Raw genomic sequence first — 23,521 nt, forward strand, 5'->3', positions numbered from 1 at the left:
CCCAGAGAGATTGCACAGGCCCCAGACAGTTCGTAGACACAGCAGCGCGAGGCAAAGGGATGAGTGATGAAAATTCGACTGGGCAACGGGTATGACGTTCACAAGTTTGGCCCCGGGGATCATGTCACCCTGTGCGGTGTGACCGTGCCTCATGATCACGCGCTTGTCGGGCATTCCGATGCCGATGTCGGGATGCATGCCATCACCGATGCGCTGTATGGTGCGCTGGCCGAGGGCGATATCGGTCAGCATTTTCCGCCGTCCGACCCGCAATGGAAAGGTGCGGCAAGCGACATCTTTCTGAAACACGCGGCCCATCTGGTGCGCGATCGCGGGTTCGAGATCTGTAACGTCGATTGCACGCTTGTCTGCGAATTTCCCAAGATCGGCCCACATGCGCAACAGATGCGTCAAAGCCTGGCCGACCTTCTGAACATCCCTGTGTCAGACGTATCGGTCAAGGCCACCACATCGGAAAAGCTGGGCTTTACCGGGCGCGGAGAAGGGATCGCGGCGCTGGCCACCGCGGCTTTGGTGGCACCATGATGAAGCTGGTCGCGACCTTTTTTGGCGTCGGGCTTTTGCGCCCTGCCCCCGGCACATGGGGATCACTGGCAGCGCTGCCGGTGGCTTATGCCATTCTGGCATTTGGCGGATTTTGGTTATTGGTCAACCTGACGGTCTTTGTGTTCATGTCAGGCTGGATCGCCACCAAAGAGGTGACGCGCGGCAAAGAGGACCACGACCCGTCCTATATCGTGATTGACGAAGTGGTCGGTCAATGGATCGCGCTGTTTCCGGTGGGGTATGGGGCGCTCATGATGGGGGTGTCGATTGATGCGTTGTGGCCCGGCTGGATAGCGGCCTTTGTCCTGTTCCGGGTGTTTGACATCACCAAACCCTGGCTTGTCGGGCGGGCGGATGCCCGCAATGACGCTTTGGGGGTCATGATGGATGATGTCTTTGCCGGGTTCTTTGCGGCGATTGGCGTGATCGCGCTGGCGGCGTTTGCGCATCTGGTGCTGATGTGACCGATCCTGTGGCAAAAAGTATTCTGCGCCGGGCCACGGCATTGGGGATCACCGTCACCACCGCCGAAAGCTGCACCGGAGGAATGGTGGCGGCCGCGATCACGGATATTGCCGGGTCCTCGACGATTTTCGAACGCGGCTTTGTGACGTATTCAAATGTCGCCAAGACAGACATGCTGGGCGTGGCCCCCGCCACGTTGGACGAATTCGGCGCCGTGTCCGAACCCGTGGCCGCCGAAATGGCGCAAGGCGCTTTGATGCAGGCGCAAGCCGGTTTGGCCGTGGCCATCACCGGGATCGCAGGCCCCGGCGGATCAGAGCATAAACCGGAAGGTCGGGTTTGTTTCGGGCTGGCCTCGGGCTCCGGGGTGACTACACAGACGGTCGAGTTTGGTGCCCTTGGGCGCGCATCGGTCCGTGCCGCGTCTCGCGACCATGCGCTGCGCCTGTTGGACCAGGCGCTGGCCGGAATGCCGTCAGCCTAGAATTTGTCAGTCGAACGCAGCCCCGGTCATGACGTGTGACAAATCAAGAGGGCTTTGCAGGTCGTTGCACAGCGCCCAAATCGTGTCTGCACGCGACGCGCCCAAAAGCGCCGCCGCCTTTGCCCGGACACGGGCCTCGCGATCACTCAGTGACATCGGCGCGTCAAGATCAAAACGCGCGACCGGCCCTGCGCCCGAATGTAATGTAACCGACACGCGGGACTGGGTTTCGGTCAAACTGTCATCTGCGCTGACGCGGACTTTGTCGCGCAGCGCGATAACCCCCGGATCAGCGCAAAGCGCGTCGGAATAGCTGTCCAACGCGGCTGTGGACCGCCCAAGCATGGCCATGGCGGTGACGGTTGAATAGCTGAATTTCGCGCCCAGCCCGGTGGTTGGTGCAGGCTGGTTGCAGACCGTCATCCACCTTGGATGGGTCGCAATGTCGATCTGTGCGATATCGCTGAGATCCAATGCAGGCAGCGTTGCCAGCGCTTCGAGCGTGGCATGGAGCCCGTGGCAGCAGGCATGGAACTTGTGGCTGACATCGGTAAACAGCCAGGTTGCGCCAAGCTCTGCAATCGCTGTGTCAACCGCGCCTTCGCCGGAATGGACCGCTCCGAAACCCAGTGGTCCGTCCATCGCACCCGGATTGGGCACAAATCCACGCGCCACCAGACTTGCGGCTTCGACACCGTTTGCGGCAGCAATCCCGGCGTTGAAGGGTTTGCCCATCGTACCGAACTGTGCCTTCAGACCCGAGGCGCGCGTCGCCGTCAGACCCAGGGTCGCTGCGGTCTGGTCGGTGTCAAACCCCAACACCCGCGCGCATGCGGCAGCAGCACCAAAGGCACCGGCTGTCGCGGTCTGGTGAAAGCCGGTTTGATAATGCGACCGGCCCAGCCAGATCCCGGCCCGAATGGACACTTCCATCCCGATCAAGGCCGCCTCAAGAAAGGTGGCGGAGGACACCGTTTCGCGCTCTGCCATGGCCAGGGCTGCCGACAGGATCGCCACACTGGGATGGCCGATATGGGCGAAATGCGTGTCGTCATAATCCAATGCGTGCGATGTCGTGCCATTGGTAAGCGCGGCAGCACGGGCGGGCAGCCTGGTGGACGTGCCGAACACCGACGCCTGCGGGCTGCCACCTTCGTCCAGAACCTGCGCGCGGCAAATCCGCGAGACGGGTTCTTGGGCACCAGCCACCCCAACCGCCAGCCAATCCAGCAGCGACAGGCGCAACACATGCATCGCATCGGCATCCATCTGGCCGGCCCGTGCGGTGGCCGCAAAGCGGGCAAGCGCGGGTGTGATCGTGTTTTGTGATGTCATTGTCATCCCTTTCTGGGCCATCCCGTCCGGACGCGCCCCGCCACCGCTGTCAGGAATATAGCTGTGCCGCGCGGCGTTCGAACGCACGCACGATCCGCTGCATCGCCTCGTAAAAGAACATCCCCGCAGCGCCTTGAAGAATGCGGTTCTTGAATTCAAAATCGACAAAGAACGTCACTTCGACACCATCCTCGACATCCCTGAACGCCCAGTTGGAATGCATGTGCCGGAACGGTCCGTCCAGATATTCGGTGTCGATCTTTTTCTCGTCAGGCCAAAGCACAACACGGCTGCCAAAGCGTTCGCGGAACACTTTGAAGCTGATCACCAGATCGGCCAGCATTTCCTCGTGATCGCCTCGGTCTTCGCGCGACCGGATGCGGGCTGCGGCCGTCCAGGGCAGAAATTTGGGATAATTGGCCACATCCGCCACCAAAGAATACATTTGGTCCGCTGTGTACGGAAGGGTACGGGTTTCGGAATGTGTCGGCATCTGCTCTGCGTCATATCTGGTTTGGTTTTGGTCGTGACAGTGGCGGTGGATGTCGTATTGTGCGCGCGAAAAATCAAGGAAAACCTATGTCTGAGCGTCCTTATGTCATCGACGAGATGATTTCAGCCAAGGCCATCGCCGCCCGTATCGAAGAATTGTGTATCGCCATCCATAAAGAATTCAAAGACACCGACAAGCTGGTTGTTGTGGGGCTGTTGCGGGGCAGTTTTGTGTTTATTGCCGATCTGGTGAGGGAACTGGATTTGCCCGTCGAGGTCGATTTTCTGGAAGCGTCCTCTTACGGCGACAGCATGGAATCCAGCCGCGAGGTGCGCATCCTCAAGGATCTGCGCGGTCAGATCGAGGGGCGCGATGTGCTTGTTGTCGAAGACATCGTCGATACCGGTCACACGCTTAAACATGTCACGCGGCTTTTGGCGTCCCGCAAACCCGGACGGCTGCGCACGATTGCGTTGCTGGACAAACCATCGCGCCGCGAAACCGATGTTGCCGCAGATTGGATCGGGTTCTCGATTCCGGACGAATTTGTCGTGGGCTATGGCATCGACTACGCGCAACGCAATCGGAACCTGCCCTATATCGGAAAGGTCCGTTTTCCCGACGTCTGACGCGCGGGTGCATCGGTGTAGCACCGATCGGCAACAAGCCGCGCAGATGGCGATATCACGAAAAGGTTGGGGCCGTTTTCAAAAACTTTCCTTTTGTTTCAAACGATCTGGGGTATCGTGATCAAAGTTTGATCTTGCTCAGGAGCATCCCAATGAAAACACTAGTGACCACAGCCATCGCAGCCGCCACGTTTGTGACAGCCTCCGCTGCATTCGCCCAGTCCGATTTCAGCGACGAGGTCAAAGCGCGTCAGGGACAGTTCCGGATCATGTCGATCAACTTGGGCATCCTGGGCAGTATGGCCAAAGGAGAGATCGAATATGACGCCGAGGCGGCACAGGCCGCGGCGGACACATTGGTCGCTGTCTCGACAATCCAGCAGGCTCCGCTGTGGCCCGAAGGGTCCGATGACATGAGCCTCGACGGAACCCGCGCGCAGACAACCATCTGGGATGAAAACGCCGATTTCCTGTCCAAATGGGCCGATTTTGGCACCGGTGCCGTTGCTCTTCAGGCGGCTGCGGGCGGTGGTCAGGCCGCGCTTGCGCCGGCAATGGGGCAAATCGGCGGCAGCTGTAAAGCCTGCCACGACAAACACCGGACCCCCGAAGAGTAATCAAAATGCGGCCGGTTCTATGGATAGGTGGTGCGGTTCTGGCGTCGATTGCGGCGGCAGGGCTGTTCCTGACGCGGGCCGTTCCGGTCGATGCCGCCGCGTTTGACGGCGTTACCGCCGACGCCGAGCGCGGTGAATCGGTGTTCATCGCGTCCGGCTGCGCGTCCTGCCATGCCGCCCCGGACGCCGAAGGTGACGCCAAGCTGGTTTTGGCGGGCGGAGAGCGGTTTCCCTCTGATTTCGGCACCTTCGTCGCCCCCAACATTTCCATGCATACCGAACACGGGATCGGCGATTGGTCATTGGCCGATTTTGCCTCGGCGGTCAAAAAAGGCGTGTCGCCGGATGGCGGGCATTATTATCCGGCCTTTCCCTATACATCTTACGCGATGATGACGGATCAGGACGTGGCTGACCTGTGGGCCTATATGCAAACCCTGCCCGCCGATGCCACGCCCAGCGAGGCCCATGACGTTGGATTTCCGTTCAACATCCGCCGTGCTGTCGGGGCCTGGAAACAGCTTTATCTTGATCCCGGCTGGGTGATGGAGGACGCGCCGACACCGGAACTGGAACGGGGGCGCTATCTGGTCGAGGTGCTGGCCCATTGCGCCGAATGTCACACGCCACGGACCGCTTTGGGGGGGATGGATGAAAGCCGCTGGATGGAAGGCGCGCCAAACCCGTCCGGGCGTGGGCGTATTCCGGCCTTGACCCCGGAAGAGTTCACATGGTCCGCCGTTGATATCGCCTATTATCTGGAAACCGGCTTCACCCCCGATTTTGACAGTGCAGGCGGCCATATGGTGGCTGTGATCAACAATTTCGCGCAGCTTCCGGCAAGCGACCGAGAGGCGGTCGCCGCCTATATCAAGGCCCTGCCCTAAGCGTTTGCCAGTTTGGCTTCGCGATTGGCCCGCAGCCGCGCGAAGTCATCCCCCGCATGATAGGACGACCGCGTCAGGGGCGTTGCCGATACCATCAAAAAGCCTTTGCCAAATGCCGCAGTTTCATACCCGGCGAATTCTTCTGGCGTGACAAACCGGTCCACCGCGTGATGTTTGGGGGTGGGCTGTAGATACTGACCGATGGTCAGGAAATCGATATCTGCCGCGCGCATGTCATCCATGACCTGCCCCACGGATTGCCGATCTTCCCCCAGCCCGACCATGATGCCGGATTTGGTGAAAATCGACGGGTCCAGTTCTTTCACGCGCTGCAACAGACGCAGCGAATGGAAATAGCGCGCGCCGGGGCGCACCTGGGGATAAAGGCTCGGCACTGTTTCAAGATTGTGGTTGAACACATCCGGGCGCGCCGCAACCACGGTTTCCAGCGCATCTGGTCCACATTTCAGAAAATCAGGCGTCAGGATCTCGATCGTGGTGTCGGGTGCGCGGTGGCGGATGGCGCGAATGGTCTGGGCAAAATGCGCGGCCCCGCCATCTTCCAGATCATCGCGATCGACCGACGTGATGACAACGTGGTTCAGTCCCAGTTTCTGCACCGCATCCGCCACGCGCCCCGGTTCAAACGCATCCAGCGTGTCAGGGCGCCCGGTGGCAATGTTGCAGAACGTACATCCACGGGTGCAGATGTCGCCCATAATCATCATTGTGGCGTGGCCCTGGCTCCAGCATTCGCCTGCGTTGGGACAGCTTGCTTCTTCGCACACGGTCACAAGCTTGTTCTCGCGCATGATTTTGCGCGTTTTGTTATAGCCCTCTCCCGAGGGGGCTTTTACCCGAATCCAGTTGGGTTTCTTGGGTTGTGCATTGTCCGGACGGTGGGCTTTTTCCGGGTGGCGCTGTTCGGGTATCTTGATATCACGCAACGGTTTTTCCCCGCAATCTGAGCTTTGGCTGTGCTTAGCATAATGCCCCACAAGAAGGAGTGCCAGTGTTGCATAGCCGCATTGCAGCCGTGGAATTTCGCATCAGATCTCAAAGGCTCCGGGACAGGCCATTGCGGTGACCTGCCCCGGAGCTGCGTGTCAGCCGATCAGCGCGTCCGCCTTGCCGCGTGTGCTTTGATAAAACAGGCTCAGGCGTTGCAGGGCGATGCGCAAAACAACCTTGCCGGACCGGGCCGACCATCCCATACGCTTTTCCGTGGCCTCCAGACCTTCACGCAGGCAGCAGCACCGCAACACAACATCGCTTAATCCCGGGCCAAGATCCTGAATCGCGTCAAGGGTGCGAAGAATGGCCTCGCGGCGGCGCAGATCAGACTTGGTTTTCGCCCAGTCATAGTGCTGTTGCAACGCCTCTGGCCTGTCCCAGCCCAGCAAATCGTCCGGCGCGAAACCCGCAACCGCGTAATCCTCGAACAGGCGGTCGCCTGCCATGATAAAGTCAGAGGCCAGAAACGGCCGACCATCCGGCCCCTTGCGCCGCGCCAGTATTGCCATCGGGCTTTCGAAACCGGGCCCGGTCGACACCGCGCGGTTGCGGGATCGGCGGTCGGGGTTCAGATCGCCAAACGCGTCATGGCCATCCTCTGTGGCCTGCGCGGCGCGACAATCCTTGGCAGCGATCAGCGCCGGCAGCTCGGCCCGCCCCTCATGGGTGATCCGGTAGCGTTTGACGGTCGTGCCGCCTTCTTCGGCCACCCATTTTCGCAGGATCAACGCAGCGGCCAGATCAATACCAAGAGAGCTGATCACATGCGTCTGGCCTTCACCGACCACCCGCACAATCGCAGGCTGCGGCAGGTCGCGATTGTAAAGCAGCATCGCACCGGGCTGGCTCAGATGGCGCAATGCATCGGATGCAGCATCAATCGCCGCCTCATCCCGAGCACCGGATTCGCGCGCAGGCTCCATCTCGGCCAGCGCCTTGTCCAAAAGCGGGTCATCGCGCATCGCTTCGAGCTTGCGCACCTGGCGCAGCACCGTCGACGCGTGGCATCCATCGATCCGTGCAATTTCGCGGATCGGCTGACCCTTGGCAACATGGGCCAGATACCGGCGTGCGGCATCCGGCAAAAGTGCGTCAAAACCATCGCGTGTTTTCAGTTGTGGTAATTCAGTCATTCATATCCCCCATAGGCTGTCTGTCAAATCAATCCCCAGGCTTATCCACAGACATGCACAACCTAAAGATGTATTGGTTTCAGATTTGTTAACTTTTGACCACTTCAATCGGTTTTGTTTCCAAATAGTAAACAATTTTAATCAGGACCGTGCGCTGCTCTTGGCCGGGCGCAACACACCCTAGGGTTGTGTCATCCTGATCCCTGTTCCGCGTTGACATCCAGCGCCACCAAAAGGGGAAACACATGCAAGATCTACTGACCCAACTGTCCAACCTGCGTCGCCCACGCCTGCTGATCCGCGCAGCACGTATTGCGGTGCCCGATTACCGCCGCGCTACGCGCCTGCCCCGCTTGCTGGGCTACGGTATGACGCAGAAATCAGGCCCTGCCCTGATGAGACTGATGTGCCTTGAGGCCGAAATGAACGACAAACGTGAAAACGGCGATGCCTCTTACAGCATCGCCGATCATGTCGAGCTTCTGACCGCGGTCATGGGCGAGTCGCATCTGATGCGGGCACAGATGACCCCTCCGCAGCTGCGGTCGGTCACATAAAGCTGTCCGGCATCGACGCTTTCTTTTTGGCAACATACTCGGTCAGCGCGTCATCAATGGCCGGGTCCAGGGGGGGCTGGCGGTAGTTGTCGATCAGGTATTGCACCCGTTCGGTGGCCAAAGCCACAGTGTCCCGCGCGCCTTCCTCGGACCAGGTCTCATAGGGTTTGAAGTCAAACACTTCGGCCCGCCAGAACGCCGATTTGAAATTGGCCTGTGTGTGCGCGCAGCCCAGATAATGACCGCCCGGTCCAACCTCTGCAATTGCGGCCATGGCCTGGGCGTCTTCGTCCATGGCCACGCCCTGCGCCATTTTGTGCAGCGCGCCAAGCTGGTCGGCATCCATGACGAATTTCTCGAACGACGACACAAGCCCGCCTTCAAGCCACCCGCAGGCGTGCAGCATGAAATTCACCCCCGACAGCAACCCCATATTCAGGCTGTTGGCGGTTTCGTAGGCGGCCTGCGCATCGGGCAGTTTCGACCCGTTAAAGCTGCCGGCTGACCGGAATGGCAGCCCCAGACGGCGCGCCAGCTGCCCGGCCCCATAAGTGATCTGGCTGGCCTCGGGCGTGCCGAATGTGGGCGCGCCAGAGTTCATGTCAATCGACGTGACAAACGCGCCAAAGATCACCGGCGCACCGGGCCGGATCAACTGGCTATAGGCGATGCCCGCCATCACCTCGGCCAACACCTGCGTCAGCGTGCCCGCAACCGACACCGGGGCCATGGCCCCGCCCACGATAAACGGGCTGATGATACAGGCCTGATTGTTGCGCGCGTACACTTCCAGCGCGCCCATCATCACATCATCGAATGTCATTGGCGAATTGATATTGGTCAGCGAGGTCATCACCGTGTTGTTCTGGACAAAGTCCTTGCCGAACAGAATCTCGCACATCTCCACGCTGTCCTGTGCGCGGCTGGCTTCGGTGACCGACCCCATGAACGGCTTGTCACTCAGCGTCATATGCGCCTTGAGCATGTCCAGGTGGCGTTTGTTGACCGGTATATCGGTCGGCTCGCAAATGGTTCCACCCGAATGGTGCAGCCATTTCGACATATAGCCCAGCTTCACGAATTTCTCGAAATCCGCCATCGTCGCATAGCGCCGCCCACCTGCGGCATCATGCACAAAGGGCGGGCCATAGACCGGGGCCAGCACCAGATTGCGACCGCCGATCTCAACAGACCGATCCGGGTTGCGGGCGTGTTGGGTATATGTCGACGGCGCTGTCGCGCACAGCGTGCGGGCCAGCCCTTTGGGCAAACGCACCCGTTCCCCCGTAACATCGGCCCCTGCCGCGCGCCACCGATCCAACGCGGCCGGATTGTTCACAAAGGCAACGCCGATCTCTTCAAGAACGGTTTCGGCATTGGCCTCGATAAGTTCAAGCGCCTCTTCGGTCAGAATTTCGAAATCGGGAATGTTTCGCTGGATATACCTGGCCGTCTCAACCGAAACCGCTGTGCGCTCTGCCCGCCGGGCTGCGCCGCCGCCGCTGCGGGACCGTCTGCGTGTTTGTGTGTCTGCCATGTGTCACCTCCATGCGGATACAAGTGAACCCGGCCCCGCGTCCGGTCTTCCCTTCAATAATACGACACCTCCGCACGGCAGGGGCGGATTGCGGCCTGTGCGTGGCGAAAGCGACATTCCGTGATTTCCACGCTGTGGCAATCGGATCGGGAACCTTTTACCGTGCCATACGTTACTCCTGCCCAAACACTCAAAGGAGACCGTCATGCGGTATGCGCCAAAAAAGACCGCGGCCATGATTGCCGTGCTGGTGTTGGGGCTGGCCATCGCGCTGCTGGGGTTCTCGGGCCATATGATTTCCTTCGGGGTCTCGATTGTTTTGTGTTTCCTGGTCTGGATCATCGGCGCGCGTGTTGTGCACCTGGCCTTCGCGAAAGACTGATCCAAACACAGCAGCCAAGTGCAAGGGCGCAAAATTCAAGCGCACCAAGGCAAATCCGGAATATTGCCATTTACCATGGCTCTGCCTATCAGGAGCCATGAGCACACAAGAACATGACCGCCTTCTAATCATCGACTTCGGCAGCCAGGTCACGCAGCTGATTGCGCGTCGTCTGCGCGAGCTGAATGTCTATTGCGAAATTCATCCCTACCAGAACGTGACGGATGACTTTCTGACCGAGTTTGCCCCCAAAGCCATCATCTTTTCCGGTGGCCCGGACAGCGTGATGCGCGACGGCTCCCCGCGTCCTCCGAAATCGACGTACACGCTGGGCGTGCCGATCCTGGGCATCTGCTACGGCCAGCAGGTGATGATGCACGATCTGGGCGGCATGGTCGAAGCGGGCGAACACGCCACCGCCGAATTTGGCCGCGCCTATGTGACCCCCACGGACCTGCGCGACGATTTGTTGTCGGGCTGGTTCATGGATGGCTCGGGCCGTGAACAGGTCTGGATGAGCCACGGCGATCATGTCTCTGAAATCGCACCGGATTTTGACGTTTTGGGCACATCGCCCGGCGCACCTTTTGCCATCACCGCAGACACCAAACGGCAGTTCTACGCGGTCCAGTTCCACCCCGAGGTACACCACACGCCGAACGGCAAAACGCTCTACCAGAACTTTGTCCAACTGGCCGGATTTTCCGGTGATTGGACGATGGACGCTTACCGCGAACAGGCCATCGAAAAGATCAAGCACCAGGTGGGCGACAAAAAGGTCATCTGCGCCCTGTCCGGCGGCGTTGACAGCTCGGTCGCGGCCGCCCTGCTGCACGAGGCGATTGGCGATCAGCTCACCTGCGTCTTCGTCGACCACGGCTTGTTGCGCCTGAACGAGGCCGAGGAAGTCGTGGCCATGTTCCGCGACCACATGAACCTGCAGGTCATCCACGCGCAGGAACAAGAGCTATTCCTGAGTGAACTGGAGGGCCAAAGCGACCCCGAAACCAAGCGCAAGATCATCGGGCGTCTGTTCATCGACGTGTTCCAGAAATACGCCAACGAGATCGAAGGTGCCGAATTTCTGGCCCAAGGCACGCTCTATCCGGACGTGATTGAATCCGTCTCGTTCAGTGGCGGGCCATCGGTCACGATCAAAAGCCACCACAATGTCGGCGGTCTGCCCGAAAAGATGGGCCTGAAACTGGTCGAACCGCTGCGCGAATTGTTCAAGGACGAGGTGCGCGCGCTGGGTCGCGAACTTGGCCTGCCCGACAGCTTTATCGGCCGTCATCCCTTCCCCGGACCTGGTCTGGCCATCCGCTGCCCCGGTGAGATCACCCGCGAAAAGCTGGAGATCCTGCGCAAGGCCGACGCGGTCTATATCGACCAGATTCGCAAGCATGGCCTCTATGACGACATCTGGCAGGCTTTCGTGGCCATCCTGCCGGTCCGCACCGTCGGCGTCATGGGGGACGGGCGCACCTATGATTACGCCTGCGCCCTGCGCGCGGTGACATCTGTTGACGGCATGACCGCCGATTACTACCCTTTCAGCCACGAATTCCTTGGTGAAACCGCCACGCGGATCATCAACGAAATCAAAGGCATCAACCGCGTGACCTATGACATCACGTCAAAACCTCCGGGGACGATTGAATGGGAATGAAATGTGCTGTTCCGCTGCTCTTTTGTGCAACTGCGGCCCTTGCAGAGCCAAGCTATACCCGCGTGATCGGCGTGGCGATGGATGACACGCTGAACATTCGCAGCGCACCCTCTGCCAGCAGCGACGATATCGGCGATTTGGCCCCGGACGCGCGCGGCATCGAAGTGACCGGGCTTGACGGCACCGGCGACTGGGCACGTATCGGTGTCGGAGAAATCAATGGCTGGGTGGCTGCGCGGTTTCTGGAACCCGACCAGATGCAGACCTTTGCAAAAAGCGCGGTGCCACATGGTGTGTTCTGCCAGGGGACCGAACCGTTCTGGGGGTTGGGGCTTTATGAAACCGATGCTGTCTATTCGAACCCGGACGATGGAGACATCGCGCTCACGCTCGACAGTGTGACCATCGCGCAAGGCCGCCTTGGCAGCCCCGCCCTGTTTACGCTGTCCAGTGCCGCAAATGACGCGATCGAAGCCACCATCATCGGCGCGACCTGCAGCGACGGGATGAGCGACCGCACCTATGGCTGGACGGTCACATTGCAACACAGGGCCCCCGGTTCACAGCGGTTCCTGACGGGATGCTGCAGCTTGCCGCGCGACTAAAGTCCGCTGGTTTAATAAAATTTTATATATTATTAACAGTGTATTAAGATGCAACTTTAATAGGCAGCGTTACCCGTGGGTAACCGTCTTGCGCGCAACGCCTCTTGCACCTGCACGGCGGTCGTGACCTAACACAGCTATGAGCGAAACCGTCAAAGCCTGCCTCTGGATGATCGGGGCCATCGTGTCCTTCACCTCGATGGCCATCGCCGGGCGCGCGGTGAGCCTGACGCTCGATACGTTCGAAATCATGATGTATCGCAGCCTGATCGGCATTGTCATCGTGGTCGCTCTTGCGGCCAGTGCAGGCACCTTGCATCAGGTACGGACGCGCAAGCCCGGATTGCATTTCATTCGGAATGTCAGCCATTTTGCCGGTCAGAACCTGTGGTTCTATTCAATCACCGTGATCCCTCTGGCCCAGGTGTTCGCACTTGAATTCACATCGCCGCTCTGGGTCATGCTGCTGGCCCCGTTCGTGCTCGGAGAACGGCTGACCCGGTCACAGGTGATTGCTGCCGTGTTCGGCTTTATCGGCATTCTGGTGGTCACCCGCCCCAGCCCCGACACGGTCGAGCTGGGCTTGCTGACCGCCGCGCTTGCGGCGATCGGCTTTGCCGGATCGGCGGTGTTGACCCGCAAGCTGACGCGCACCGAAACCATCACCTGCATTCTGTTTTACCTCACAGTGATGCAAGCGGTGCTTGGCCTTGGCTTTGCCGGCTTCGATGGTGACATTGCCCTGCCCACGGCTGCCAATCTGCCCTGGGTCGTGATCATCGCCATCGCCGGGCTGGTGGCGCATTATTGTTTGACCACCGCGCTGTCGCTTGCGCCCGCCACAATTGTGATGCCGATTGATTTCACCCGCCTGCCGGTGATCGCGATTGTGGGGGTGGTGCTTTACTCGGAACCACTGGACCCGTTCGTGTTATTGGGGGCCGCTATCATTTTTGGTGCAAATTATTATAATATCTGGTCCAGTACCCGCGTGTAACGCTTTTGTGACGCTGCGGCAGAACCTGCGAGTTGACGCTGGGTAAAAATTGACCCGCGAACAGGCTCTTGGCTACGCTTTTTTAACGGTTTGGCTGCAAACCCAAGGGATGAGGGTCCGATGACAAAATTGATGACAAGCGCAGTCGCGCTGACACTGGCAGCAGGCGCTGCAAACGCGGGCGGGATTGAACGGTCGAACAACGACTATGGGTTTCTGTTCAGTGAAAATGATCAGGTTCAACTCAGCTTTACGCATATCAACCCTGACATTTCAGGCACCTACACACCGGCCCTGACAGCGGCCGGGGGGGGCGAAAACAAAACCGGCAATATGGCCAAAAGCTACACCAATTATGCTTTTGCCTATAAGAACAACATCAACGAAAAACTGACGTTTGGTCTTTACGTCAACAACCCCTATGGTGCCGCGTCTGAATACACCCAAGGTGTCTATTCCGGGCTGGTTGCCGATTGGGACAGTGACCAGATCGCTGTTGTGGGCAAATATCGCGTGACAGATCGCGTCTCGGTCTTTGCCGGTGCCCGCTATGTCGAAAGCAACGCGGATATCACGATCCCCGACCTTCTGGTGCGCAGCCGGGTTGGCTCCAACGCGCAGGGTATCGGTGCGCAGGCCCAGACATTGGGCGCTCAGGCGCAGGATCTGGGTGCGCAGGCGCAGGCGGCGGCGGCTGCCGGTGATTTGGCGGCGGCACAGCAACTTGGCGCGCAGGCACAGGCCCTTGGGGCCGAAGCACAGGCGCTTGGCGCACGCGCGCAAACGCTTGGCGCGGCGGCACAGGATTTCGGCACGTCAATGGAATACAACGCCACCGGCAGACGCGTCGGGGACTGGGGCGGTATTCTGGGTGTTGCCTATGAAATCCCCGACATCGCGCTGCGCGTCGCCCTGTCCTGGCAAAGCGAAATTGAACATTCATTCGCAACCAGCGAATCCATTGCGGGGCTTGGCATCGATGTGGACAGGGGCGACACCAAGGTCACAATGCCGCAAAGCGTGGCGCTTGATTTCCAGACCGGTGTGGCACCGGGAACATTGGTATTTGGTCAGGTCAAATGGACAGAATGGTCCAAATGGGAAGTGCGCACCCCCGAATATGAAGATGTCACCGGTGTGGCGGTCACAGGGTTCGACGATGACCGCGTGACCTGGTCGTTGGGCGTTGGGCGTGCCTTTTCCGAAGATCTGTCCGGCTTTGCGCTGATCCGATACGAGGCGCAGAACGACAACCCGACTTCGCGCCTGTCACCGCGCGATGGCTTTGTCAGCTTTGGCGTCGGAGGCCAGTATAAGATCGACAACATGACCCTGCGCGGCGGAATCGAATACGCGTGGGTTGGCGATGCAGAAGACGCCTCTGGTGTGAAATTCGAAGGCAACTCCGGCATCGGTGTCGGGCTGTCACTGACCGTCGATTTCTAACCGCGCCCCCAGTTTGATTTGCAAAGTCCCGTCAGACCCGCGCTGACGGGACTTTTTTATGCCTTGCGCAGGTTCCGGGTCGCGCCGAACGCTTTGGGACGGCTAAAGCACGTCACATGATACAACAAACAACCCTGTCTTCCCGCGCGTGGATCGAACTCACGCTGCTTGCCACAATCTGGGGCGCGTCCTTTCTGGCGATCCGAACGGCGCTGGATGAAATCGGGCCATTGACCTCTGTCTTGCACCGGACTTTCTGGGCCATGCTGGTGTTATGGATCGTGGTGATCCTTCGCAAACAGGCGCTTCCCAAGGACATGCGCCTCTGGGGGGCGTTTCTGGTGATGGGGCTTTTGAACAATGTCATCCCCTTCAGTCTGATGGCCTGGGGGCAACTCTACGTGCCCACCGGCCTCACGTCGATCTTCAACGCGGCCAGTGCGATTTTCGGCATCGTGGTGGCCGCCCTGGTTTTTGCCGATGAACGGATCACGCCGCGCAAAGCTCTGGGTGTCGGGCTTGGCTTTCTGGGCGTGTGTACGGCGATTGAGCTTGAGGCGCTCAAAGACTTTGACACCGGCTCGCTTGCGCAGTTCGCGATTGTCGCCGGGACGGTGTCATATGCCTGCGCGGGTTCTTGGGCCCGCAAATATTTGGCAGGTGTTCCGCCCCTGGTGGCCGCTGCCGGTATGTTGACCGGATCAGCGCTGATCATGATCCCGCTGACCCTTTGGGGCGAAGGCGTGCCGTCTTTTGCAGTGTCCGCATCAACCTGGGGCGCGATTGCCTATTACGCGATCATTGCGACCGCATTGGCCTACCTGCTGTATTACCGTGTTCTGGCCATGGCGGGCAGCGGCAATCTGCTTTTGGTCACGCTTTTGATCCCGCCTGTCGCCATCACTTTGGGTGCGGTGGTTCGGGACGAGACATTGCAAACGGGCGATTATCTGGGCTTTGCGCTTCTTGTGTTGGGGCTAAGCGTGATCGACGGTCGACTGTGGCACCGCAGACGGACAACCGTTTGACGCCCTTGCATCACCCCGGTAGGTCACGTCACACACAGCGCGGCAAGGGTAAGCGGCATGATCTATACATCAGGACAGGACTGGCGCACGGCGCGTCACAAACGCGTGGTTTTGTTTGCGATGTCGGGGCTGGGAAAGACGCATTTGTCCAATATCCTGCGCGACAGCGGCGATTGGTTTCACTACTCCATCGATTACCGGATCGGCACCCGCTACATGGGCGAATACATCGCCGACAATGCCAAGCGTGAGGCGATGAAAGTCCCGTTTCTGCGCGATCTTCTGATGTCGGACTCGATCTATATCGGGTCGAACCTGACCTTTGACAATCTGGCCCCCGTCGCCGCCTATCTTGGCAAACCCGGCAATCCGGACCGGGGCGGACTGACGATGCAGGAATACCGCAAACGACAGGACCAGTTTCGCCGCGCGGAAATGGCGGCGCTGTTGGACACCGGGTATTTCATCGACCGCGCCCAGGATTTGTACGGCTATCCGCATTTTGTATGTGACACCGGTGGCTCCATTTGCGAATGGGTCGATCCGCACGACCCAAACGATCCGATCCTGAGCGAGCTGTCCAAACACGCGCTTTTGGTGTGGATCAAAGGCGATGAGGCGCACACGCAAGACCTGATCCAAAGGTTCGACAAGGCCCCCAAACCGATGGCCTATCAGCCCGAATTCCTGACACGGGTGTGGACCGATTATCTAAGCCAGAACAATATCAAGGAAGACGATGTTGATCCTGACAGCTTTATCCGCTGGACCTATGCACAGGCCCTGGCGCACCGTCAGCCGCGCTATCAGGCCATGGCCGATCGGTGGGGCATCACGGTTGACGCCAGCGCCCTTGCAGAGGCGCGATCCGCCAATATCTTTGACACCGTGATTGCAAACGCGCTCGACCAGAACAGGCCCTGACCCATGCCCATCAAACTGCCCGACAACCTTCCCGCCTATGACGTGCTCAAGCGCGAAGGCGTTATGGTCATCCCAGACGAGCTGGCTGGCCAGCAGGACATTCGTCCGCTGCGGATTGCTCTGCTCAATCTGATGCCCAAGAAAATCCAGACGGAAAACCAGTTTGCCCGCCTGATCGGGGCCACACCGTTGCAGATTGAATTCAGCCTGATCCGCATGACAGAGCATCAGGCCCGCAACACGGCTGCGGAACATATGGAGAGCTTTTACCGCCCGTTCTCCGAAGTTCTGGCCAGCGGCGAAAAGTTTGACGGGCTGATCATCACCGGCGCGCCGATTGAGCATTTACCCTATGATCAAGTGACTTACTGGGACGAGCTCACGCAGGTGATGAACTGGACCCAGACCCATGTTCATTCGACCTTTGGCGTGTGTTGGGGGGGCATGGCCATGATCAACCATTTTCACAACGTGCCCAAAATCGACCTTCCGACCAAGGCGTTCGGTTGTATCCGGCATAATATCCTGACCCCGGCCTCGCCCTATCTGCGCGGCTTCTCGGATGATATGGTGGTGCCGGTTAGCCGCTGGACGGAAATCCGTCGCGAGGACATCACCAAAGCCGGCCTGCCGATCCTGATCGACAGCCCCACAGCCGGGCCCTGTCTGGTCGCAGATCCGGACCACCGCGCGCTCTATGTGTTCAACCATTTTGAATATGACAGCGGCACGCTCAAGGATGAATACGACCGCGACATCGCCAATGGCACACCGATCAATGTGCCCGCCAATTATTACCCGAATGACGACCCCACTCAGCCGCCGCTGAACCGGTGGCGCAGTCACGCGCATCTGCTCTATGGCAACTGGGTCTCCGAGATCTACCTTACAACTCCGTTCGATAGCGAGTTGATTGGCGCGGCCAGTACGGATCTGCGCAAAAAATAGGAGGCCATCTTGGCATTCAGATCGTTTGGCGTGCTGTTTGGCTGCGCTGCGGCCTTGGTGCTGACCACGTCCTGCACCGCCCAATACCGCGAATCCCGGGCCGAGGATCAGTTCCCACCCGAGGGCCAGTTTCTGACCGTGAACGGCACCCGGGTGCATTACGTGACCAAAGGCGCAGGCCCTGATGTTGTTCTGATCCACGGCGCATCCGGCAATCTGCGGGATTTCACCTTTTCGATGGTGGACAAACTGGCGGACCAGTACCGCGTCACCGCGTTTGACCGACCCGGGTTGGGTTATACCGAACGGGTCAATCCCGACGGCACCTCGATCACCGAACAGGCGATTTTGCTGTCCGACGCGGCGGCAGAGCTTGGGCTGCAACAGCCCATTGTGCTGGGCCAGTCTTATGGTGGCGCGGTTGCTTTGGCCTGGGCCGTGGAACGCCCCGATAGCCTGTCGGCCCTTGTCCTGGTTTCGGCGGCCTCCAACCCCTGGACCAGCGATCTGAGCACCTTTTACCAGGTCACATCCAGCCATGTCGGCAGCGCCACCGTGGTCCCGGCCATCACCGCGTTCACGCCCAACAGCATTGTGGAACAGGCGATTGACGGCGTGTTCCGCCCGCAAAGCGCACCCGAGGGATATTCGGAGCATATCGGCGCCCCTTTGACATTGCGCCGTGTGTCGATGCGCGCCAATGCCATGCAACGCGCCAATCTGCTGGACGAGATTGAGGCGCTGCATCCCCGCTATGGCGAAATTTCCGTGCCGACCGAGATCATTCACGGTGATGCCGACACCACCGTTGGCCTGTCCATCCATTCGATCCCGCTGTCCAATCAGATCGAGGGCGCGAACTTGACGGTTCTGGAGGGCATCGGTCACATGCCGCATCACGCAGCGGAACCCGAAGTCATCGCCGCGATTGACCGCGTCGCGTCACGTGCTGGTTTGCGTTAAAGCGATTAACATCCCATATTGACGTCAAAGAGCAGGTTACAGAAAGGGCCATCTATGGACCTTCCCTTTGACGGCGCGATCAGCGCTTTCTTCAACAACGAGGCCCCAGACACCATTCGCTGCGCGATCAAAGACGCGAAAAAGGGCGAGATTCTGAATAAGAACTATCCTTATTCGGACCGCATGCCGCGCAAAGCCTATAAAAAAGACCTTGCGGCGCTGCAGATTGAACTGGTCAAGATGAAAACCTGGGCCCGTGAAACCGGTGCCCGGGTCGCCATTGTTTTTGAAGGTCGCGACGCTGCCGGAAAAGGGGGCACAATCAAACGGTTCCGCGAGAACCTTAATCCGCGCGGCGCAAAGGTGGTCGCCTTGTCAAAACCAAGCGATACCGAGCAAAGCCAATGGTATTTTCAACGCTATATCGACCACCTGCCCGCCGCCGGTGACATCACCTTTTTTGACCGCAGCTGGTATAATCGCGGCGTGGTGGAACATGTGTTCGACTTTTGCACGCCCCGGCAACGCCAACATTTTTTCAACCAGGTGCCCGAGGTCGAAAAAATGCTGGTCGAGGACGGCATCCACCTGTTCAAGATATGGTTGACGGTCGGCCGCGCGGAACAATTGCGGCGCTTTCTGGCACGTGAACGTGATCCGCTAAAGCAATGGAAACTCAGCTGGATTGATGTTGAAGGGCTCAAACGTTGGGACGGGTATAGTGAAGCGATCCACGAAACCCTGACAAAAACCCACAGCGCCCATGCGCCCTGGACGGTTGTGCGGTCGGACGACAAACGCCGCGCCCGCCTGAATGCCATTCGCAGTGTTCTGACCCAGCTGGACTACAGCCGCAAAAAAACCAAGGCGCTGGGGCAGATCGATCCCGAAATCTGCGGCGGACCGGACCTTTGGGATGCCTAAACGCGGATATCACCACGGCAATCTCAGACAGGCTTTGATCGAGTCAGCGCTTGAGCTGATCACCGAAAAAGGCCCGACCGGCTTTACCCTGTCCGAGGCGGCCAAACGGGCCGGTGTGACCCCGGCAGCGGTGTACCGGCATTTCGAAGGCCGCGAAGATCTGATCGCCGAGGCGGCGTTGCAGGGCTACCAGATTTTCGCCGATGTCATGCAATACGCCTATGACAGCGGCCAACCCTCGGCGTTGGCCGCCTTTGAGGCCACCGGGCGCGCTTATCTGGCCTTTGCGCGCAAATATCCCGGCCACTACATCGCAATGTTCGAGAGCGGCATTTCGGTCAATCGGACACCTGAATTGGCCGCTGTGTCGGCCCGGGCGCGCAATGTGTTTGAAAAGGCCGCGATGGATTTGTCGCAGCATATTCCGTCTGACAAACGGCCCCCCGCCTCGATGTTTTCCGCCCATATCTGGGCGCTCAGCCACGGTGTGGTCGAACTTTATGCCCGCAATTCGCCTGGAACGACATCTCCTTTTCCACCCGAAGACCTGCTGGAAACCGGCATTGGCGTGTATTTGCGCGGGCTGGGGCTGGTCCCGCAGGATCAGTGACGTGACAAACCGGCCATCGGGCATTACATGCGCAGTATGACACAAGACCTTCACATCGTCGGCGGCGGAATGGCCGGATCAGAAGCGGCATGGCAAGCGGCCAATCGGGGCGTCAGGGTGGTGATCCATGAAATGCGCCCAAAGGTCGAAACCTTTGCCCACAAGACCGGCGATCTGGGGGAAATGGTGTGTTCAAATTCGTTTCGCTCGGATGATCATGAACAAAACGCCGTGGGCTTGTTGCATTGGGAAATGCGCGAAGCTGGCGGGCTGATCATCGACACCGCGCATCACCACCGCCTGCCCGCAGGTGGCGCGCTGGCGGTTGACCGCGATGCGTTTTCGGCAGAGATCACACAGCGTCTGCACGCGCATCCGCTTGTGTCGATCAGCCATGAAGAGATCAGCGCCCTGCCCGATGACGGCACATGGATTTTCGCCACCGGCCCGCTGACCAGCGCCGCGCTTGGCGACGCGATCCAGAAAGAAACCGGAACGGACCGCCTTGCGTTCTTCGATGCCATCGCCCCCATCGTCTATGCCGACAGCATCGACATGTCCAAAGCATGGCTGCAATCGCGCTATGACAAGGGCGACAACGAAGAAGAGCGCATGGCCTATATCAACTGTCCGATGGATCGCGACCAGTATGAGGCCTTTATCGACGCCCTGCTGGCGGCGGACAAAACAGAATTCCACGAAGGCGAAACCGCAGGTTACTTCGACGGCTGCCTGCCGATCGAAGTGATGTCAGAGCGCGGTCGCGAAACCTTGCGCCACGGCCCGATGAAGCCGGTTGGATTGACCAATCCACATCAGCCAGACGTCAAACCCTGGGCGGTTGTGCAATTGCGTCGCGACAATGCGCTTGGCACGTTATACAACATCGTGGGCTTCCAAACCAAGATGAAGTACGGCGCGCAAGCCGATGTTTTCAAAATGATTCCGGGTCTTGAAAGCGCCAGCTTTGCCCGCTTGGGCGGCATCCACCGTAACACGTTTCTGAACTCTCCGAGCCTGCTTGACGCGGAAATGCGGCTGAAGTCGCGCCCCAATATCCGGTTTGCAGGTCAGGTGACGGGCGTGGAGGGGTATGTCGAATCCTCGGCCATGGGGTTGCTGGCCGGTCGCATGGCGGCGGCTGAAATCCTGGGAACGCCCTTGCCCATCGTGCCCCAGGACAGCGCCCATGGCGCGCTGATCCATCACATCACCGGGGGCGCGGACGCCAAGACGTTTCAGCCGATGAACGTGAATTTCGGCCTTTTCCGACCGGTAGAGGGCCTGAAAGGCGGACGGCGTGGCCGTCGCGACCGGTACAAAGCCTATACCGATCGGGCCAAAGCGGCCTGGTCATCCTGGCTGGACGCACAGGCGCTGGACGCGCCTGCTGCGGAATGACTATGCTCTGCACATGAAAAAAACCTATCTCGACAAAGTTTATAATGTTCAGGGTGCGGATGCGACCAAGGCGCTTTATGATGCGTGGTCTGAAAGCTATGAGGCCGAACTTGCCGAAAACGGCTATGCCACCCCGCGCCGCGCCGCCGAAGCGTTGGCCGCAGCCCTGCCCGACCGCACCCTGCCCATCCTTGATTTCGGGTGCGGAACCGGATTGTTCGGGCTTGCCCTCAAGCTGAATGGCTTTACCCGGATTGACGGTGTCGATATGTCCGCCGAAATGTTGGCGCAGGCGAACGCCAAGTCGGTCTACCGTACGCTTGAACAGATCGAACCGGACGGTCCGCTGCCGAACACAGATGTCTATGCCGCCATCGCGGCGGTGGGTGTCATCGGCGCAGGGGCCGCCCCCTTGTCGGTGTTCGACAAATTGTTCGCCGCCCTGGCACCGCGTTCTTTGCTATGCTTTTCGTTCAACGATCACACGCTTGAAGATCCCAGCTTTGAAGACCGCGTCAATGATGTGCTGACCAGCGACGCTGCGCAGAAAATCAGCCGCGATTATGGTGATCACCTGCCGGGGCTGAACTTGAACTCTGTGGTTTATGTTATTCAAAAGACGTGACCTTTACCACCCGATTTGCACCAAGCCCGACAGGACACTTGCATCTGGGCCATGCCTATTCGGCCTGCCTTGCCTATGCGATGGCGCACGCAGCGAAGGGCCGGTTTTTGCTGCGCATCGAAGACACCGACACCGCCCGCAGTCAACGCCACTTTGAAAACCAGATCTATGATGACCTCGGTTGGCTGGGCCTGACATGGGAAACGCCTGTGTTGCACCAGTCCCGGAACAGCGCAGCCTATGACGCCGCCCTGCACAGGCTGGGCCAGCTTGGCCTGCTGTATCCCTGTTCCTGCACCCGGGGTGACATCCGCCGCGCGGCCTCTGCCCCACAAGAAGGCGCGCCGCTGCACGGGCCGGACGGGCTGATCTATCCGGGCACCTGCCGTCACCGCGCATGGGACGACCGCGCCGACACCGATGCGGTGCGTCTGGATATGCAACGCGCCCTGCACCATCTCGGTGCCTTGCCGCACTATCAAGAGACCGGCGTCGTGGCCGCAATTCCGTTGACGGATCAGCACATGATAACTGAAATCGGTGACGTGGTTCTGGCGCGCCGCGATACCGGGATGGCCGCCTATCACCTGAGTGTTGTGGTCGATGACGCAGCCCAGGGCATCACCCATGTTGTGCGCGGAAAGGATCTTGCCGCGGCCACCCCAATCCATGTGCTGCTGCAGGCGCTTTTGGGCTTGCCCACGCCCGTGTATCACCACCACGCGCTGATCCGCGATGAGGCCGGAAAACGGCTTGCCAAACGTGACGATGCCCGCGCCATCGCGACATACCGCGCCGAAGGGTTAAGCCCTCAGGAGGTCAAAGCACTGGTTAGTCTTTGATCCGCTTTGCGCGTCTCTTTTTTATAAATATGCAATCCGTCAGCCTGACACGGGCGACAGGATCTCCACTTCTGCACCATCTCTAATCTCTGTATAAAAACAAGAGGGTCGATTGGTATGGCAGGCGGGCCCGGTTTGGTGAACGGTGACAAGCAGACAATCACGATCGCAATCGACTCGCAGCGCGACAAGCTTTTGAACATGGCCGGAACTTTCGCCTTTGACCCAAAAGGCTTGCCGCGACCGGGACCAATAAGTCACCTTGCCGGTCTTTAATGTGCGCGCCACGGCCTCGGCGTTCATCCAGGCCATCATAAGCACATCACCGGTCGCGGCATCTTGTGCAATGGCGGGGATCAGGCCCTGCGTGTCATAGACCAAAGTCGCGGGATCGAACGTCATGGGGAAAAACCTTTTTGCATCCGCCGTTTGGTCGCCT

General features: G+C 59.3%; 26 protein-coding genes and 1 pseudogene. 21 read left to right on the forward strand and 6 right to left on the reverse strand.

Annotation, left to right across the window (positions count from 1 at the left end):
• Positions 1–66: 66 nt before the first annotated feature.
• The 3 genes and pseudogenes from ispF to ACG74X_RS07520 form a co-directional block, all read left to right on the forward strand.
• Positions 67–546: pseudogene (ispF, locus tag ACG74X_RS07510) on the forward strand (2-C-methyl-D-erythritol 2,4-cyclodiphosphate synthase); the annotation flags it as partial.
• Positions 546–1,031 carry a phosphatidylglycerophosphatase A gene (locus ACG74X_RS07515; RefSeq protein ID WP_411234191.1) on the forward strand — a complete coding sequence of 162 codons (486 nt, stop codon included), beginning with the start codon at positions 546–548 and terminating at the stop codon, positions 1,029–1,031. The pseudogene ispF and the gene ACG74X_RS07515, both read left to right, overlap by 1 nt.
• Positions 1,032–1,039: 8 nt before the next feature.
• Positions 1,040–1,516 (forward strand): CinA family protein, encoded by a 477-nt coding sequence (locus ACG74X_RS07520; protein ID WP_411233690.1) that lies wholly within the window; start codon positions 1,040–1,042, stop codon positions 1,514–1,516.
• A 6-nt stretch (positions 1,517–1,522) separates the two neighbouring features.
• On the opposite strand, the gene ACG74X_RS07525 is transcribed toward ACG74X_RS07520, so the two are convergent.
• Both ACG74X_RS07525 and ACG74X_RS07530 read right to left on the reverse strand, forming a co-directional pair.
• Positions 1,523–2,938, reverse strand: a complete 1,416-nt coding sequence (locus ACG74X_RS07525; RefSeq protein ID WP_411233692.1) for an MmgE/PrpD family protein — start codon at positions 2,936–2,938, stop codon at positions 1,523–1,525.
• On the reverse strand, positions 2,901–3,344 hold the full coding sequence (locus ACG74X_RS07530) for a type II toxin-antitoxin system RatA family toxin (protein WP_411233693.1): 444 nt from the start codon (positions 3,342–3,344) through the stop codon (positions 2,901–2,903). The genes ACG74X_RS07525 and ACG74X_RS07530 overlap by 38 nt, the downstream gene beginning before the upstream one ends.
• Before the next feature lie 86 nt (positions 3,345–3,430).
• Between ACG74X_RS07530 and hpt the strand changes: the two genes are divergently transcribed.
• From hpt to ACG74X_RS07545, 3 genes are all read left to right on the forward strand, one after another.
• Positions 3,431–3,973: a hypoxanthine phosphoribosyltransferase gene (gene hpt, locus ACG74X_RS07535; RefSeq protein ID WP_411233694.1), complete on the forward strand. Its 543-nt coding sequence runs from the start codon at positions 3,431–3,433 to the stop codon at positions 3,971–3,973.
• A 152-nt stretch (positions 3,974–4,125) separates the two neighbouring features.
• A complete protein-coding gene (locus ACG74X_RS07540; RefSeq protein ID WP_411233696.1) occupies positions 4,126–4,590 on the forward strand; it encodes a c-type cytochrome in 465 nt (154 codons plus the stop codon).
• Between the two features lie 5 nt (positions 4,591–4,595).
• Complete coding sequence (locus ACG74X_RS07545) at positions 4,596–5,477, forward strand: c-type cytochrome (RefSeq protein ID WP_411233697.1); 882 nt, start codon at positions 4,596–4,598, stop codon at positions 5,475–5,477.
• Here the strand turns inward: ACG74X_RS07545 and lipA are convergent.
• On the reverse strand, positions 5,474–6,424 hold the full coding sequence (gene lipA, locus ACG74X_RS07550; protein WP_411233698.1) for a lipoyl synthase: 951 nt from the start codon (positions 6,422–6,424) through the stop codon (positions 5,474–5,476). The genes ACG74X_RS07545 and lipA overlap by 4 nt on opposite strands.
• A 159-nt stretch (positions 6,425–6,583) precedes the next feature.
• A complete protein-coding gene (locus tag ACG74X_RS07555; RefSeq protein ID WP_411233699.1) occupies positions 6,584–7,624 on the reverse strand; it encodes a DUF6456 domain-containing protein in 1,041 nt (346 codons plus the stop codon).
• 245 nt (positions 7,625–7,869) lie between these two features.
• On the opposite strand from ACG74X_RS07555, the gene ACG74X_RS07560 reads away from it, so the two are divergent.
• Entirely contained in the window at positions 7,870–8,181 is a 312-nt protein-coding gene (locus ACG74X_RS07560; protein WP_411233700.1) for a DUF6477 family protein, read from the forward strand.
• Here ACG74X_RS07560 and ACG74X_RS07565 read toward each other — a convergent pair.
• Positions 8,174–9,718 (reverse strand): trimethylamine methyltransferase family protein, encoded by a 1,545-nt coding sequence (locus tag ACG74X_RS07565; protein WP_411233701.1) that lies wholly within the window; start codon positions 9,716–9,718, stop codon positions 8,174–8,176. The two genes, ACG74X_RS07560 and ACG74X_RS07565, sit on opposite strands and share 8 nt — an antisense overlap.
• A gap of 205 nt (positions 9,719–9,923) precedes the next feature.
• On the opposite strand from ACG74X_RS07565, the gene ACG74X_RS07570 reads away from it, so the two are divergent.
• The 14 genes from ACG74X_RS07570 (at position 9,924) to gluQRS (ending at position 23,082) form a co-directional block, all read left to right on the forward strand.
• On the forward strand, positions 9,924–10,100 hold the full coding sequence (locus ACG74X_RS07570; RefSeq protein WP_411233702.1) for a hypothetical protein: 177 nt from the start codon (positions 9,924–9,926) through the stop codon (positions 10,098–10,100).
• Between the two features lie 97 nt (positions 10,101–10,197).
• Positions 10,198–11,769 (forward strand): glutamine-hydrolyzing GMP synthase, encoded by a 1,572-nt coding sequence (gene guaA / locus ACG74X_RS07575; protein ID WP_411233703.1) that lies wholly within the window; start codon positions 10,198–10,200, stop codon positions 11,767–11,769.
• The gene (locus ACG74X_RS07580) at positions 11,760–12,374 is read left to right on the forward strand and encodes a COG3650 family protein (protein ID WP_411233704.1); all 615 of its coding nucleotides are present in this window, start codon (positions 11,760–11,762) and stop codon (positions 12,372–12,374) included. The genes guaA and ACG74X_RS07580 overlap by 10 nt, the downstream gene beginning before the upstream one ends.
• Before the next feature lie 139 nt (positions 12,375–12,513).
• The gene (locus ACG74X_RS07585) at positions 12,514–13,371 is read left to right on the forward strand and encodes a DMT family transporter (protein WP_411233705.1); all 858 of its coding nucleotides are present in this window, start codon (positions 12,514–12,516) and stop codon (positions 13,369–13,371) included.
• A 120-nt stretch (positions 13,372–13,491) separates the two neighbouring features.
• On the forward strand, positions 13,492–14,817 hold the full coding sequence (locus tag ACG74X_RS07590) for an OmpP1/FadL family transporter (RefSeq protein ID WP_411233706.1): 1,326 nt from the start codon (positions 13,492–13,494) through the stop codon (positions 14,815–14,817).
• Between the two features lie 116 nt (positions 14,818–14,933).
• The gene (locus ACG74X_RS07595; protein WP_411233707.1) at positions 14,934–15,845 is read left to right on the forward strand and encodes a DMT family transporter; all 912 of its coding nucleotides are present in this window, start codon (positions 14,934–14,936) and stop codon (positions 15,843–15,845) included.
• A 57-nt stretch (positions 15,846–15,902) separates the two neighbouring features.
• Entirely contained in the window at positions 15,903–16,769 is an 867-nt protein-coding gene (locus ACG74X_RS07600; RefSeq protein WP_411233709.1) for an ATPase, read from the forward strand.
• A gap of 3 nt (positions 16,770–16,772) precedes the next feature.
• Positions 16,773–17,717: a homoserine O-succinyltransferase gene (gene metA, locus ACG74X_RS07605; protein ID WP_411233711.1), complete on the forward strand. Its 945-nt coding sequence runs from the start codon at positions 16,773–16,775 to the stop codon at positions 17,715–17,717.
• 9 nt (positions 17,718–17,726) lie between these two features.
• Positions 17,727–18,680, forward strand: a complete 954-nt coding sequence (locus ACG74X_RS07610) for an alpha/beta fold hydrolase (protein WP_411233713.1) — start codon at positions 17,727–17,729, stop codon at positions 18,678–18,680.
• A gap of 54 nt (positions 18,681–18,734) precedes the next feature.
• Positions 18,735–19,604 (forward strand): polyphosphate kinase 2, encoded by an 870-nt coding sequence (ppk2, locus tag ACG74X_RS07615; RefSeq protein WP_411233714.1) that lies wholly within the window; start codon positions 18,735–18,737, stop codon positions 19,602–19,604.
• Positions 19,597–20,214, forward strand: a complete 618-nt coding sequence (locus ACG74X_RS07620) for a TetR/AcrR family transcriptional regulator (protein ID WP_411233715.1) — start codon at positions 19,597–19,599, stop codon at positions 20,212–20,214. Before ppk2 ends, ACG74X_RS07620 begins: the two co-directional genes overlap by 8 nt.
• A gap of 36 nt (positions 20,215–20,250) precedes the next feature.
• Positions 20,251–21,615 carry a methylenetetrahydrofolate--tRNA-(uracil(54)-C(5))-methyltransferase (FADH(2)-oxidizing) TrmFO gene (gene trmFO, locus ACG74X_RS07625; RefSeq protein WP_411233717.1) on the forward strand — a complete coding sequence of 455 codons (1,365 nt, stop codon included), beginning with the start codon at positions 20,251–20,253 and terminating at the stop codon, positions 21,613–21,615.
• Between the two features lie 13 nt (positions 21,616–21,628).
• A complete protein-coding gene (locus tag ACG74X_RS07630) occupies positions 21,629–22,240 on the forward strand; it encodes a class I SAM-dependent DNA methyltransferase (RefSeq protein ID WP_411233718.1) in 612 nt (203 codons plus the stop codon).
• Positions 22,237–23,082, forward strand: a complete 846-nt coding sequence (gene gluQRS / locus ACG74X_RS07635; protein WP_411233720.1) for a tRNA glutamyl-Q(34) synthetase GluQRS — start codon at positions 22,237–22,239, stop codon at positions 23,080–23,082. Before ACG74X_RS07630 ends, gluQRS begins: the two co-directional genes overlap by 4 nt.
• A 39-nt stretch (positions 23,083–23,121) precedes the next feature.
• Here the strand turns inward: gluQRS and hisI are convergent, their stop codons facing one another.
• The gene (gene hisI / locus ACG74X_RS07640; protein ID WP_411233722.1) at positions 23,122–23,484 is read right to left on the reverse strand and encodes a phosphoribosyl-AMP cyclohydrolase; all 363 of its coding nucleotides are present in this window, start codon (positions 23,482–23,484) and stop codon (positions 23,122–23,124) included.
• Positions 23,485–23,521 lie beyond the last annotated feature (37 nt).

The organism is Marivita sp. S0852, assembly GCF_046591575.1.
Classification (GTDB): Bacteria; Pseudomonadota; Alphaproteobacteria; order Rhodobacterales; family Rhodobacteraceae; genus Marivita.